Source organism: Hahella chejuensis KCTC 2396 (assembly GCF_000012985.1).
In the GTDB taxonomy this organism is placed as follows: domain Bacteria; phylum Pseudomonadota; class Gammaproteobacteria; order Pseudomonadales; family Oleiphilaceae; genus Hahella; species Hahella chejuensis.
Genome location: NC_007645.1, coordinates 6,375,001 through 6,389,066, shown reverse-complemented (window position 1 = coordinate 6,389,066; position 14,066 = coordinate 6,375,001). Strand labels below are relative to the sequence as shown.

Annotated in this window: 13 protein-coding genes (1 of these 13 running past the window's edge); 8 read left to right on the top strand and 5 right to left on the bottom strand. The window is 52.7% G+C overall.

Going from position 1 to position 14,066, the window contains the following annotated elements:
• The first annotated feature begins 46 nt into the window (after positions 1–46).
• Positions 47–2,374, top strand: coding sequence for a penicillin-binding protein 1B (gene mrcB / locus HCH_RS28175; protein WP_011399953.1), 2,328 nt, complete (start codon positions 47–49; stop codon positions 2,372–2,374).
• 18 nt (positions 2,375–2,392) lie between these two features.
• Positions 2,393–2,878: a tetratricopeptide repeat protein gene (locus tag HCH_RS28170; protein ID WP_011399952.1), complete on the top strand. Its 486-nt coding sequence runs from the start codon at positions 2,393–2,395 to the stop codon at positions 2,876–2,878.
• A gap of 122 nt (positions 2,879–3,000) precedes the next feature.
• Here HCH_RS28170 and hemL read toward each other — a convergent pair whose 3' ends face one another.
• The 3 genes from hemL to HCH_RS28155 all read right to left on the bottom strand — a co-directional run bounded on the left by hemL (position 3,001) and on the right by HCH_RS28155 (position 6,642).
• Positions 3,001–4,281 (bottom strand): glutamate-1-semialdehyde 2,1-aminomutase, encoded by a 1,281-nt coding sequence (gene hemL, locus HCH_RS28165; protein WP_011399951.1) that lies wholly within the window; start codon positions 4,279–4,281, stop codon positions 3,001–3,003.
• A gap of 93 nt (positions 4,282–4,374) precedes the next feature.
• Positions 4,375–4,797, bottom strand: coding sequence for a protoporphyrinogen oxidase HemJ (gene hemJ, locus HCH_RS28160; RefSeq protein ID WP_011399950.1), 423 nt, complete (start codon positions 4,795–4,797; stop codon positions 4,375–4,377).
• 39 nt (positions 4,798–4,836) lie between these two features.
• Positions 4,837–6,642 (bottom strand): chloride channel protein, encoded by a 1,806-nt coding sequence (locus HCH_RS28155; protein ID WP_011399949.1) that lies wholly within the window; start codon positions 6,640–6,642, stop codon positions 4,837–4,839.
• 225 nt (positions 6,643–6,867) lie between these two features.
• Between HCH_RS28155 and argC the strand changes: the two genes are divergently transcribed.
• From argC to HCH_RS28130, 5 genes are all read left to right on the top strand, one after another.
• Positions 6,868–7,899, top strand: a complete 1,032-nt coding sequence (gene argC / locus HCH_RS28150; RefSeq protein ID WP_041598982.1) for an N-acetyl-gamma-glutamyl-phosphate reductase — start codon at positions 6,868–6,870, stop codon at positions 7,897–7,899.
• Between the two features lie 167 nt (positions 7,900–8,066).
• On the top strand, positions 8,067–8,792 hold the full coding sequence (locus tag HCH_RS28145) for a DUF6776 family protein (protein ID WP_011399947.1): 726 nt from the start codon (positions 8,067–8,069) through the stop codon (positions 8,790–8,792).
• 2 nt (positions 8,793–8,794) lie between these two features.
• Entirely contained in the window at positions 8,795–9,304 is a 510-nt protein-coding gene (locus HCH_RS28140) for a bactofilin family protein (protein ID WP_011399946.1), read from the top strand.
• A gap of 104 nt (positions 9,305–9,408) precedes the next feature.
• The gene (gene erpA / locus HCH_RS28135) at positions 9,409–9,762 is read left to right on the top strand and encodes an iron-sulfur cluster insertion protein ErpA (RefSeq protein ID WP_011399945.1); all 354 of its coding nucleotides are present in this window, start codon (positions 9,409–9,411) and stop codon (positions 9,760–9,762) included.
• A gap of 11 nt (positions 9,763–9,773) precedes the next feature.
• Positions 9,774–10,235: a hypothetical protein gene (locus tag HCH_RS28130; protein ID WP_011399944.1), complete on the top strand. Its 462-nt coding sequence runs from the start codon at positions 9,774–9,776 to the stop codon at positions 10,233–10,235.
• Between the two features lie 23 nt (positions 10,236–10,258).
• On the opposite strand, the gene HCH_RS28125 is transcribed toward HCH_RS28130, so the two are convergent.
• Together HCH_RS28125 and HCH_RS28120 are read right to left on the bottom strand one after the other, a co-directional pair.
• Positions 10,259–11,365 (bottom strand): anhydro-N-acetylmuramic acid kinase, encoded by a 1,107-nt coding sequence (locus HCH_RS28125; RefSeq protein WP_011399943.1) that lies wholly within the window; start codon positions 11,363–11,365, stop codon positions 10,259–10,261.
• On the bottom strand, positions 11,362–12,714 hold the full coding sequence (locus tag HCH_RS28120) for an OapA family protein (RefSeq protein WP_238384939.1): 1,353 nt from the start codon (positions 12,712–12,714) through the stop codon (positions 11,362–11,364). Before HCH_RS28120 ends, HCH_RS28125 begins: the two co-directional genes overlap by 4 nt.
• 293 nt (positions 12,715–13,007) lie before the next feature.
• Here HCH_RS28120 and tyrS point away from each other — a divergent pair, with 293 nt between their 5' ends.
• Positions 13,008–14,066, top strand: the 5' portion of a protein-coding gene (gene tyrS / locus HCH_RS28115; protein WP_011399941.1) for a tyrosine--tRNA ligase. It continues 144 nt past the right edge of the window; only the first 1,059 of its 1,203 coding nucleotides appear in the window; the start codon lies at positions 13,008–13,010; the stop codon falls past the right edge of the window.

Genomic DNA, 14,066 nt, shown 5'->3' with positions numbered 1-14,066 from the left:
AAGGCAGCCGCGCCAGCAGACTAGAGCTTAAACCATCTACATTCCCATGTCGAAACCTAAAACAGCCCGCAAGCCTGCAAATAAGCGGCCCGGCAAGAAAAAGACCGCACCAAAAAGACGCATCCTTTCCATCCTTTTTAAAGTGACTTTGGTTCTCTCCGTCTTACTGGTGATTTGGACCATTTATCTGGATGCGACCGTAAGAGAGAAGTTTGAGGGTAAACGCTGGCAGCTACCTGCCCAGGTGTTCGCGCGTCCCATGGAGTTCTTCCCTGGTCAGAACTACACCCGAGGGCAGGTTGAGGAAGAATTGAAGAGTCTGGGGTACCGGCGCACGGATCGCCCTGGACAGCCGGGAACCTATTCCATGCCTTCCAGCGCACTGGAAGTGTACAGCCGTTCGTTCAAATATCCCGATGGGGACCAGAAAGCACAGAAGTTCCGCCTGGACTTCGATGGACAGGGCATTAGCCGCGTGAGCGCCGGCGGAACGGATACGAACTGGGCCAGACTTGAGCCCGTGCTCATTGGCGGCATATATCCCGCCCAGCATGAAGACCGCCTGTTGGTGAACCTCAAGGAAGTCCCAGATAGCCTGAAAAAGGCGCTGGTGGCGGTAGAGGATAAGAATTTCTACTCCCACTACGGCGTATCGCCTCTATCCATAATGCGGGCGACCTGGGTGAATATCCGCGCTGGGCGCGTGGTGCAGGGCGGCAGCACCTTGACGCAGCAGCTGGTGAAAAACTTTTACTTGTCCAGCGACCAGACCATCTGGCGCAAGTTCAACGAGGCTATTATGGCCTTGCTGCTGGAATGGCATTACGAGAAAGATGAAATTCTGGAAGCCTATTGTAATGAGATATTCCTGGGGCAGGCTGGCGCACGAGCTATACACGGCTTCGGAATGGCCAGTCAGTTCTACTTCGGTGTACCGGTACAGGATTTGACGCCGGAGAAATCCGCCCTTCTGGTGGCAATTGTTAAAGGCGCTTCTTACTACAACCCGCGTAAACATCCTGAACGTGCGCAAAAGCGCCGCGATTTGGTGCTGCAGATGATGGCGGAAGGCGGGGTGATCTCTAATGAGCAAAGCGTCGGCTTTAAGAACCGCCCCTTGGGTGTGGTGGCGCAGCCGCGTTATTCCGACAGCATGTATCCCGCTTTTATGGACCTGGTCCGTCAGCAGTTGGATAAAGACTATCGTGAAGAGGATCTGCAGTCAGAAGGGCTGCGGATCTTCACTACCCTTGATCCTCTGGTTCAAACCCAGGCTGAGTCGGCCTTGAGTAAAACGGTGAAAGGGTTGGAGCGCAATAAGGCCAACCAGGGGCTGCAAGGCGCTTTGGTGACCACCGCGCTGGATAGTGGAGAGGTGGTAGCGCTCGTCGGCGGCAAAGATGCGCAATTCGCCGGCTTTAACCGCGCGCTTGAGGCGAAGCGGCAGATTGGCTCTTTGATTAAGCCGGTCATCGCGCTCACGGCTTTGCAGGAGAAAGACAAGTACACATTGGCGTCGCCGATTAAAGACGAGGCGTTTTCCATCAAGTTTGAGAATGGCGATGTGTGGTCTCCGCAAAACTATGACAAACAAACCCACGGCGAGGTGACCTTGCAGCACGCCCTGGCGCATTCCCTGAACTTGGCCAACGTTCGCTTGGGGCTGGAGCTGGGCGTACCGGCGGTATTGGACCAGGTGCGCAAGCTGGGCGTGGAGACGGATGCGGCGCCTTATCCGTCGGTGCTGTTGGGAGCATTGAATCTGACGCCGCTTCAGGTCGCTCATCTCTATCAAAACCTGGCTTCCACCGGTTTCGATACGCCTTTACGGGCAATTCGCGCAGTGACAAAACCCGATGGTGAGTTGTTGACAAGATATCCCTTTGATACTCATCAGGTTGTTGATCCCGCAGCGACTTATTTGCTCCAATACGCCATGTTCGACGTCATGCGCGAAGGCACAGGGCGACGCGTATATCAGCGCTTTCCGGAAGACTACTCTGTAGCGGGTAAAACAGGCACCACCGATGACTACCGCGACAGTTGGTTTGTCGGTTTTAATGGCCAATACCAGACGACTGTGTGGCTGGGTAAGGACGATAACAGCGTGACTCGCCTGACAGGAGCCTCCGGCGCTTTGGAAGTCTGGATGAACCTGTATCAACGACTGCCCCAAGTGTCCTTCATTCCCACCACGCCGGAGACGGTGGAATGGGTGTGGGTGGATAGCGCCACAGGTAAAAAGTCGGACGAAGGGTGTGACGGTTCTGTCGCCATGCCTTTCCAGCGTGGTAGCGCGCCTGTCGAAGAGGCCGTCTGCGTCGGACGAGATAATGCACTGCAGCGTTGGCTGCGTAGCTGGTGGGATGGTTAATACCGGGGAATAATAATTATGCGACTGCTGAATAGAGTTTGTGTGCTGGGAGTCTTGGCGGTGATGACCGGATGTGGGGTGAACCCCTATCGCAGCAATACGACGACGGAGACTGGTCAAGAGACGGCGCAGCCGTCAACGCCCGCAACCGAAACTGCTGCGCCGCAGCAACCTGATCGTACGGGGCGGCCCGTATCGCCTCCGGTGCGTATTTCCCGGGTGGAGCCCACGCCGGCGGCTCGTCAGATGTTGGCGAATGCCGAGGCCGCCGCTCGCGAAGGGCGCTATGATCAGGCGATGCTGATGGTGGAGCGGGCGCAACGTATGTCGCCGAAGGCGGGCGATGTTTATCTGATGATGGCGCGCCTGCACTATGATCAGCAGCGCTACGCCAAGTCTGAGCAATTGTGTCTGAAGGCGCTGTCTCTGGCGGGAGACGATAAAGCTTTCAAGGAATCCGCTATGTATTCGCTGGATCAAGCGCGCCAGGCGCAAGGCAAATAAGCCGGCGTTTGTTTGGCGTAAATAAGAAAGGGTAAACGCTAGCTGTTTATCCTTTGATCTGGTTGATCTGGTTGATCTGGATTGAATCGAAAATAGCGGCGGATCTCTCCGCCGCGCAAGAATTACATTGAAGCAAACAGACTGGAGGCGGCATCCAGCGTCGCTTGGATGTCCTCGTCGGAGTGCGCAGCGCTGACAAACCCCGCCTCATAAGCGGATGGCGCCAAGTACACGCCCTTATCCAACATGCCGTGGTAGAACTTGCGGAAACGCTCCAGGTCACAACGGGTGACTTGTTCAAAACGGGAAACTTTCTTTTCTTCACTGAAAAAGAAGCCGAACATGCCGCCAACCTGATTAATGGTCAGGGGGACGCCCGCTGCTTGCGCGCGTTCTTGCAATCCTTTCGCCAGGGCTTCAGTTTTGGCGGCCAGTGCGTCGTAAAAGCCCGGCTCGCTGATCTTGTTCAACATAGTCAAGCCGCAGGCCATCGCCAGAGGGTTGCCAGACAGCGTGCCAGCCTGATAAACCGGTCCCAGTGGCGCTATATGCGACATGACGTCGCGGCGGCCGCCAAATGCGCCGACCGGCAGACCTGCGCCGATGACCTTGCCTAGCGTGGTCAGGTCGGGTTTGACGCCATAAACCTGCTGGGCTCCACCCAGAGCAACGCGGAAGCCGGTCATGACTTCATCGAAAATCAGCAGAGAGCCATGCTCGTCACAGACGGCGCGCAACGTCTCCAGAAAGCCGGGTTCAGGTGGAATGCAATTCATATTGCCGGCGACAGGCTCAACGATAATCGCGGCGATTTCATCCCCGTGGCGGGCGAAAACCTCCCTGACCATGATTGCATCGTTGTAAGTCAAAGTGAGAGTGTGCTCAGCCACGCTGGCGGGAACGCCTGGTGAGTCGGGAATGCCAAGAGTCAGTGCGCCGGAACCCGCCTTCACTAATAGCGAATCGGCATGGCCGTGATAGCAGCCTTCGAATTTGACGATTTTGTCTCTTCCGGTAAACCCCCGCGCCAGACGAATGGCGCTCATCGTGGCTTCAGTGCCGGAGTTCACCATTCGCACCATTTCAATGGAGGGAACCAGCTCGCACACTTTCTCCGCCATATCGATTTCAATGCGGGTAGGGGCGCCGAAACCCAGGCCGTTGGCAAGTTGGCGCTCCAGAGCCTGACGCACGTCGGGATGGGCGTGCCCCAGAATCATCGGGCCCCAGGAGCCGACATAATCGATATAGCGCTTGCCGTCCTCATCATACAGATACGCCCCTTCGCCTTTGCTGAAGAATACCGGGGCTCCGCCGACACCGCGAAACGCCCGCACCGGCGAATTGACGCCGCCGGGAATATGTTGCTGGGCCCGGCTGAAAAGTTCTTCTGAGATAGTCATGCCTGTTCCTGTATCTATGGCTTAAAAAGGACAAATTATTCTGCGCATTGTGGGAACTCCGGATGGGGAATGCAAATGCCGGAAATCCTGCGCTTAAAAAGGACGCACCACCACCATGATGACTACGCCGACCAGCACCAGCACAGGGGCTTCATTGAGCCAGCGATAGAAGACATGGCTGCGTTGGTTGCGGTCTTCTTTGAATACTTTTAACAGATGACCACAGTAAAAGTGATAGCCGATCAGGGCGATGACCATCGTCAGTTTTGCATGCATCCAACCTTGGGCCAGATAACCTGAGAAATTGTATGATAACAACCACAGACCCAGTGCTACCGTTATGACCATGGATGGCGTGGCGATGCCCCGGTAGAGCTTGCGCTCCATGATTTTAAAGCGCTCCTTGCTGATTTCATCCTCGCTCATGGCGTGATAGACGAATAAGCGCGGCAGGTAAAAAATGCCAGCGAACCAGCACACCATGGCGATAATATGAAAGGCTTTTATCCAAAGCATGCTGTGCTCCTTGTTCTGCTTGATCGCATAAGTAAATGTTTATTTGCTTTTATATTGATAGTAGGACTCTAAGTCCGCGCGAGTGATCACGCCTATAATGGGTTTGATCAATGGGGCGGTCGTGCGTTCGACATAGAGGGCTTCTACCCCGGTCGCGTTTAGTCGGTCCAGCGCCTCTTCCAGCGTAGCCTGGACATGCAGAGACGCGACGTCTCGTCGCTGGGCGGGGATACTGAGCAAATCCAGGGACGCTTCTCCGGCGTTAAACTCGGGCTTGCCTTCTTCTTCCGTCAGATAGCGGGCCAAATCCGCAGCCGGCAGAATGGCGCGCGGGCCGCCCTCACTCTCGATGATGATCCAGCGCGGCTCTGTGCGCAGCAGTTCTTTCGCCTCTCCCCAGACTAATTTCTGTTGTGAGCGTTTGATGCTTCTTTCCATAATGGCGCCGACCGCTACGCGTCGCAGAGCCAGAGTTAGCGGCTCCGCACGATAATCCAACCCCTGTAATTGCAGGATGGTTAGAAACACCGAGCGCTGCCGGAAGTAGTGGGAAGCGATCAAGCTGGACACGATGATGATCAGCATCGCAGGGAGAATGACGTTGGGATTTCGCGTCAACTCGATTACCGCCATGATAGCGGCCAAAGGCGCTTGTAGAACGGAGCCCATCATCGCTCCCATGCCCAGCACAGCGTAAAACCCTGGCTCCGAGGCAAGGGTTGGCATTAGCATGTTCGCCAGAACGCCGAGCGCCCCCCCGAGAGTGGCTCCGATGAACAGGGTGGGACCTATAATCCCGCTAGGCATACCCAAACCAATGGTAGTAGCGGTGACTAAGAGCTTCGCCAGCGCGATAGCCAGAAGCAGTAGAAAGCCGATATTGCCGGCGATAGCGTCATTTACAGTGTCGTAACCAATGCCCATGATCTGAGGCAAGGCCAATGCGGCCAAGCCGGTCAAGAACCCTGCCGCCAATAATCGGCAAAGAATAGGCGTCTTCACCTTTTCCATGGTTTGACTGATGATTTTGACGAACAGAGCCGAGCACATGCCGATCAATATGGCGACGGCGACAATGTAAGGCAGTTCCACAAGAGAGTTCAGGCTGAAGTTTGGAACAATGAATGCCGGGTCATTGCCATAGATAGGCTGAGACACGACGGCGGCGGTCACTGCCGCCAGAATAATCGGCGTAAAGCCATTGATGGTGTATTCCAGCATGACCACCTCCATCGCAAAGATGACGCCGGCGATAGGCGTGTTGAAGGAGGCGGACACCGCTGCAGCGGTGCCGCAACCCACCAGCATGCGGATACTATTGTTGGGTAGCCCCATCCACTGGCCCAACAGACTGGAACTGGTGGCGCCAAGGTGCACGGCTGGACCTTCCCGGCCTGCGCTTTGCCCGGTCGCCAAGGTGGCGACGCCGCAGAAAAACTGCAGTAGTCCGCTGCGAAGGGAAATATAACCCTGATGATAGCCCAGTCGCTCCATGACGTGAGTGACGCCGACTTTGCGCTGTTGCACGCCCAGGCGCATCAGCCATAGGGCGAGAATAAGCGCCCCGACAATCGGCAGGCAGAACTGCATTAGGGGCGTTAATTGTTCGAAGTTCTCCGCGCTGTCGCCAGGCAGAAGGTAGCCGAGAGGAAGTTCAATCGCTGCTCGAAACAGCAGAATCACTACGCCGGTGGCCAACCCGGATAGAAAGCCCAACAGCGCCAGTTGCGGCAGCGCCTCATAGCTGGCGACGCGGCGGCGAAAAGACTGAAAGAGCAAGTCCAGTTTGAGAGCCAGCGCGGAAACCTGTTGTTTTTGCGTTTTCTTCCCGTTTGGTTTGAGCACAAACCTCTCCCATTCAAACTTGTTGCTGAGTTTGCTCGGCAGGTGATGCAGCCATGGCTACAGCCAGAGGGTGGAATGTAATAGCGCCGCCCGCAATTCAGGAAAGCTGACTCTGCGCGGGTGTTGGAAAGCTGCTAGTATAGCGAATTTATTAGAGTATTGTCCGACGCAGCTGCGGCTGTGCGGGGAAAATTGGTTCGGCATTTAGCGGAGGTCAGTAAGCTCGTGGTTAAAATTGGCATTGTCGGCGGCACTGGATATACCGGCGTTGAGTTGATCAGGTTACTGTTGGCTCATCCTGAAGTGGAAGTGGCGGTAGTAACGTCGCGAGGAGACGCCGGCGTTCCTGTTGCGGAAATGTTCCCCAATTTACGCGGCTTCACAGACTTATGCTTTAGCGCTCCTGATGTCGAAGCGCTGTCAAAGTGCGACTTGGTGTTTTTCGCCACCCCCCATGGCGTCGCTTTGGAAATGGTTCCGCAATTATTGGCCAAAGGAACGCGGGTGGTGGACTTGGGCGCGGATTTCCGCATCCGTGACGCGGAATTGTGGAGTCGTTGGTATGGGTTGCCTCACACTGCGCCTGAAGCGCTGGCTGAAGCCGTTTATGGCTTACCGGAGATGAACAGGACGGCGATCAAATCCGCTCGGCTCGTGGCTAACCCAGGATGTTATCCTACTGCAGTCCAGTTGGGCTTCTTGCCTCTGTTAAGCAAGGGGCTGGTGGATACGCAACGTCTGATCGCGGACGCCAAATCCGGCGTGAGCGGCGCTGGTAGGCAAGGCAAAGTTGCTAATTTACTGTGTGAAGTCAGCGAGAGCTTCAAAGCCTATGGCGCATCAGGGCATCGTCATCTGCCGGAAATTAAACAGGGGCTCAGCCTGGCGGCTGGAGCGCCGGTCGGTCTGACGTTCGTGCCTCACCTCGTGCCTATGATACGAGGCATAGAAGCCACTTTGTATGCGGAACTGAAGCAGGATAGTGACGATCTGCAAGCGCTGTTTGAGTCGTTTTATGAGAATGAACCTTTTGTCGATGTGATGCCATTCGGAAGCCTGCCTGAGACGCGTTCAGTAAGAGGCTCCAACTTGTGTCGCATCTCGTTGCATAGACAACCTGAATCTAACGTGGTGATTGTGCTCTCAGTGATCGATAATCTAGTGAAGGGCGCAGCGGGCCAGGCCGTACAAAATATGAACATTATGCTGGGGTTGCCGGAGACGGCGGGATTGAATCTCATCGCCGCATTGCCTTGATCTTGCTCTGAGCGCCCACTGAAGAGGCGTATTTCAAGCCAAATGCGTGACAGTGTTTGGCTTGCTACCTAAATTCACAAAAAATAACTTTGCCGACAATGAGTTAGTAGAGAATACTAAGATGGCGCGTAAGGTTATGGACACTTCAGAATCGGTATCAATCGTCAATGTCTACCAATGCAAACGAAAAACTGGTCGTCGTACCTTACCGCCCGGGAGAAACGCTTAAAAAACGGGCTCTGGCATGGCTGGCCATAATTATAAGCATTACCGGCGGCATCGCCATGGGGTGGTATTTCTCTGACCTGAGAAAGGAAAAGCTTGGCTCTAAAAATCAAGAACTCAACCGGATGTTGGTCATAGCTGAGAGGCGCGCCACTGAGTTGGCGCAACAGGTGGCTAACCTGGAGAGGGGAAAAGCGATCGATCAGGCCGCCAGCACCGATGTACTGAAGACTATTCGTGAATTGGAAAGCGCGAATTTGCAATTACGTGAAGATATCGCTTTCTACAAAAACATCATGGCTCCCTCCGATGAAGATACTGGTTTGCAGGTTCAACGGATGGAAATTCGTCCTACACGGGAAAATCGGAGGTTTCAGTATAAACTTGTATTAACGCAAGTGGCTGACAACAAAACCTACATCCAGGGCGTTGTGGCGGTAAACCTGATCGGGGTGAAAGGTGGCGAAAAGGAGATATTGCCGTTGCGGGACGTCGACGGAGCCGAGGAGTTGGGGGTTAAGTTCAGATTTCGTTATTTCCAGGATATTGCTGGAGAAATGGAATTGCCGGAAGGCTTCGTTCCTGAGCAGATTCAGGTGGTGGCGCAATCAACCGGGAAAAAAGCAACGAAAATAGAAAGAACCTTCGATTGGAAGGTCGGGGAGTAAGAATGTTCGGGAAAAAGAAAACCAAATCAAAAAACGTTAATGGCGGGCACTTCGATACGCTGATTTCTCGCAGTACTGAAATCAAGGGCGACTTGCAATTTACTGGGGGGCTGCATATTGACGGTAAGATACTTGGCAAGATTAAGGCCGACACGACAGATGAAGACGCCATTGTGCGAGTCAGCGATGTCGGCGAAGTGAACGGAGACGTCATTGCGCCGCACATCATAATCAATGGAAAAGTGAACGGCGATGTTTACTCCTCGGAGCATATCGAACTGGCGCCGAAAGCTTCTATCACTGGCAACGTGTATTACAATTTGATTGAAATGGCGATGGGCGCGGAAGTGAACGGAAACCTGGTTCATAGCAAAGAGAGCGTTTCAGCCGCCACGGTCACGGCTACGGATAAATCCGAACAGAAGAAAGCGGCGAAAGAAGATAAAAAAGCAGGTAAGCCTCAGGGCGACGCCAGCGATCAACCTGAGCTGATTAACTTGGCCAGTCATTGATATAGTTGACCGATTAAGTAGGATAAATAGATAATTCACGTTGTATCCTACTTTTAATTGCCGAGTATAGAGCGCTTGCAACGAGAGTTGCGGCGGGAGGAGCTATGAACGTCGCTGAGACATATGAACCAACCCCTATAATCTTCACTGATAACGCTGCGGCGAAGGTGAAGTCTCTGATTGAGGATGAGGGGAACGATGAGCTGAGCCTGCGTGTGTTCGTCACGGGGGGCGGCTGTTCAGGATTTCAGTATGGTTTCTCCTTTGACGAAGCAGTAAACGAAGACGACACGATTGTTGAAAAAGACGGCGTGCGTTTAGTTGTGGACTCGCTTAGCTATCAATACCTTGTCGGTGCGGAAGTCGATTTTCGTGAAGGATTGGAAGGCGCGCAGTTCGTTATTAAGAATCCGAATGCTTCGACCACTTGTGGTTGCGGCAGCTCCTTCTCTATATAAGGGTCAGATATATGCAGTTCAGCCGCTATTTAACGTTACTGTGGCTGACTGTTTTCTCCCTCTCGCTACCAGCAGCGGAAAGGCCGGAAACCAGCCCCGCTATCGCAACGGATTCTTTGAGCTATCTGGCGAAGATAGAGCTCCATACGCCGGAAGAAATTGCCGAGTTGTTTGAACGGGCTTCTAAACTGCTGGAGGGCGAGAACGGCTACTCTCTTGGCAGTCCTATCGCTTTTGTCCTGCATGGACCGGAAGTCGAGTATTTCGCCAAAATGAACTACCCGGAGTTCAAATCTATCGTGGATAAAGCTGCGCAACTGGATGCTTTTCGCGTCATTGACGTGAGAGTGTGTAACACTTATTTGCGCATTCATAATATTGACCGTAGCGCGTTGCCTCCCTTCATTGAGATCGTGCCTTATGGTCCCGCGGAAGAGAAAAAGCTGAAAGAGAAAGGATACGTGGACTTCTAGTCTATGCTAATCAGCGCTGGCTATCAGGCGGGGTAAATCGCCCCTAATATTCTCTCCCCTTGAGCGCGAGTCACTGCTGGGATGTTGCCGGGTAATCTGGCTAATGTTCTCATCGCCAGCCAGGCGAAAGCCATTGCCTCCATGAAATCCGGGTCAATGCCTGCACTGTCTGTTCCCTTTACCAAAATACCAGGGAGGTGGCGGCTAAGTCTTTCCATCAAAAAGAGGTTGTGCGCGCCGCCGCCGCAAACAAACAGGTGCGTGAGGGTATTAGTGTTTAGGGCTTCGCAGATCGTTTGGGCCGTTAGTTCAGTTAGTGTCGCCAGAATATCTCTGTCATCAACGGATGCTGTCTTTTGCAGGTTCGCCTGTAGCCAGTCATGATTAAATAGCTCTCGTCCTGTGCTTTTAGGGGCGGAAAGAGAGAAGAATGGCTCCTTTTTCATTTCTTGCAGTAATGCGTGATTTATCGATCCCGTCCTTGCTATTTGACCGCCATGATCGCAATTCTGTTGGAAAGCTTGTGAGCACCAAGCGTCCATAAGAATATTGCCGGGCCCACAATCAAAACCAACAACTGCGTTAGCTTTTTCCGACCATTGAGTGATGTTGGCGATTCCACCGATATTAACGACAGCGCAATTGGGAAAACGATGCTGCAAAACATGCATATGGAATGCTGGCGCAAGAGGCGCGCCTTCGCCGCCTGCAGCAATATCCCGACGCCGAAAGTCCGCAATAACGGTAATTCCGGTTTTCTCCGCGAGGAGGCTGGGGTTGCCGAGCTGGCATGTATATGGCCAATTTATCGCTGGGCGATGCCTGATGGTCTGACCGTGACAGCCGATTGCGTGAATGCGGCTTCTATCGATATCGGCGCTCTGAAGTAGGTCGTTTATAGCTTCAGCATATAGCAGAGTTAGTTGACTTTCGGCTGCGAACAACTCGTCTGGACGCCAACTGTCGGCGACGGCAAGGTGATGAAGCTTGTATTTCAGATCAGAAGGGAATGGAGTGAAGGAGGTTGCGATGGTTTCAGGAAGCTCGCCCTGGAAGCTCGCCAGGGCCGTATCCACGCCATCCAGGCTGGTGCCGGACATGAGTCCGGCGAATATTTCCCGATCTTTCATAGGTCTGCGTTATCGGAACTTAGGCTGTCCCGCTTTGCGACCTGATAACTGTCTGAGTAGGCTTGCAATTGGGCCAGGGCCGTTTGGGCCTGCTCCTTGAAGCGGGCCATTTCATTACCGGCGACAGGCTGCGCATGTGGGAACTTCACTGTTACCGGGTTTTTGTGTACGCCGTTGACGCGGAACTCATAGTGCAGGTGAGGTCCTGTCGCCAAGCCTGAGCTGCCTACATAACCAATAACCTGCCCTTGGTTAATGCGCTTGCCGTTTTTGATGCCGCGAGCGAAGCCTTTCATGTGAGCGTAGAGCGTAGTAATGGACTGGCCGTGTTGCAGAATCACTACATTGCCGTAACCTCCCTTGCGGCCCGCGAAAATCACCTTGCCGTCTCCACTCGCCTTGATAGGGGTGCCGCGCCCAGCTGCGTAATCTGTTCCTTTATGTGCGCGGAACTTGTGGAGAACGGGATGCTTACGTTGCAAGTTGAAGTGAGAAGAGATACGGGCGAAATCTATTGGTGTGCGTAAAAATGCCTTTTTCAGGCTTTTTCCATCTGGGGTGAAGTAGCCAGTTTTGCCTTCCTGGTCTTCATAGCGCACTGCAGTAAATGTCTCGCCTTGGTTTGTGAACTCGGCGGCGAGAATGTTGCCATTGGAGATCTTATTGCCATCCAGGAAAAGCTCTTCATAAACCAGTTTGAACGAGTCTCCACTGCGAATGTCCAAAACGAAGTCCACATCCCAGCCGAAAATGTTCGCCAAATCCATAATAAGGCTATCAGGTAGCCCAGCATTTTTAGCGTCAATGAACAGGGCTGACTTAATTACGCCTTCCGCGTAGGCGGTCTGAACATCTGGTTTAAGTACGACTTTCTCCAGCTCGAATTTATTCTCAGCAGTGGCGTTGATCAGCCAGTTCTCCAACTGGCTACGGTGAATACGCAATGCGCTAAGTTTGTTTTCCGCGTTGAATGCAAAGTCCAGCTTTTCTCCAGGAAAAATCTGAGTCCACTCTTTGCCAGGGATGTCGTTCACCATCTGCGCCAGCTCGGCGCTGGAAGCGCCTGCTCTTTTAAACAGAGCGGATAGGCTGTCGCCGTTTTTAACCTCAAACTCGTTCCACGCTATTTCGGGTTCGGCTGCAGCAGGAGCGGGCGTCTCTGTGGCTTGCTCTACTGTTGAGGGAACTAGCGGTTTAATCTTTGCTGATGCGCTGTCTTCAGGTAAATCTGCGAGAGGGCTGCTGGAGTCAACTTGGCTGGAAGGCTGGCCATCTAAAGGAATGTTTAAAGTAATGCGGCCTGCCGCCGCTTGCTCAGATGGGCTAAGAATGAGCGCTGATCCGAGCATAGATCCTGCGGCCGCAACCGCCAGGAAATGTATCCGTGAAAGCTTGGGTAATATTTTCTTAATTAACATCAAAGGTTAAGTCCAGATGTTTGTAAAAAACTTTAACTAGTGAGTATAAGCGTTTTTGGAAACTGTGCATATATCAAACAGTTTGGCTGGCGAAAAATGCTGCTATACTATCGCGCCCCCGGGTCATATTAAAGCCGTTGCCTGGTGCTGCGTTCGTGACAAGGGTCATGATTATCGATTACTAAGTGTTAATAGCGTAACAAGTTGCAAATAGGGCGTCTGTAATGCCATCTGTAGAAGAGTCTTTAGCGCTGATAAAGCGCGGTGCGGAAGAAATTATTCAAGAAGAAGGATTGATCGAGAAATTAAAAAGGGGAGAACCGCTCAGGATTAAAGCGGGCTTCGATCCGACTGCGCCTGATTTGCATTTGGGGCATACGGTTCTTATTAATAAGCTACGTCAATTCCAGGATCTGGGGCATCAGGTCATTTTTCTGATCGGTGATTTTACAGGGATGATCGGAGACCCCACGGGCAAGAGCGCCACCCGCCCTCCATTAACAAAAGAAGACGTAGCCCAGAATGCTCAGACTTATAAAGAGCAGGTGTTCAAAATTCTGGATCCGAAGAAAACAGAAGTTCGCTTCAATAGTGAGTGGATGGATAAGCTCTCTGCGGCGGATATGATTCGCTTGGCTGGTCAGTATACGGTTGCGCGTATGCTTGAGCGTGATGATTTCCACAAGCGGTACCACGGCGAGCAGTCAATTTCGATTCACGAATTTCTTTACCCGTTAGTGCAGGGTTACGACTCTGTTGCTTTGCGCGCCGACGTTGAATTGGGTGGGACTGATCAGAAGTTTAATCTATTGATGGGGCGTATGCTGCAGAAGCACTACGATCAAGAGCCTCAAGTGATCATGACCATGCCAATCTTGGAAGGTTTGGATGGCGTGCAAAAGATGTCGAAATCTCTAGGTAACTATATTGGCGTTAATGATTTGCCTGGGGAGATGTTCGGCAAGTTGCTTTCTATTCCTGACGAATTAATGTGGCGCTACTTCGAACTCTTAAGTTTTCGGGATATGGCGGAAATTGAAGATTTTAAAGTGCAGGTCAACGCTGGAGAAAACCCTCAAAACATCAAACGGCTGCTTGCTGAAGAGATTGTTGCTCGTTTTCATGGTGGTGAGGCTGCGCAGAGTGCGCATAAATCAGCGGGCAATCAAGTTAAGCTGGGAGAGATCCCAGAGAACGTTCCTGTCGTTCATTTAGAAGAAAGCGATGACCAAACGGAGTTTTCCATATCTTATATTCTTCGTAGAGCCGACTTGGTGAAGAAT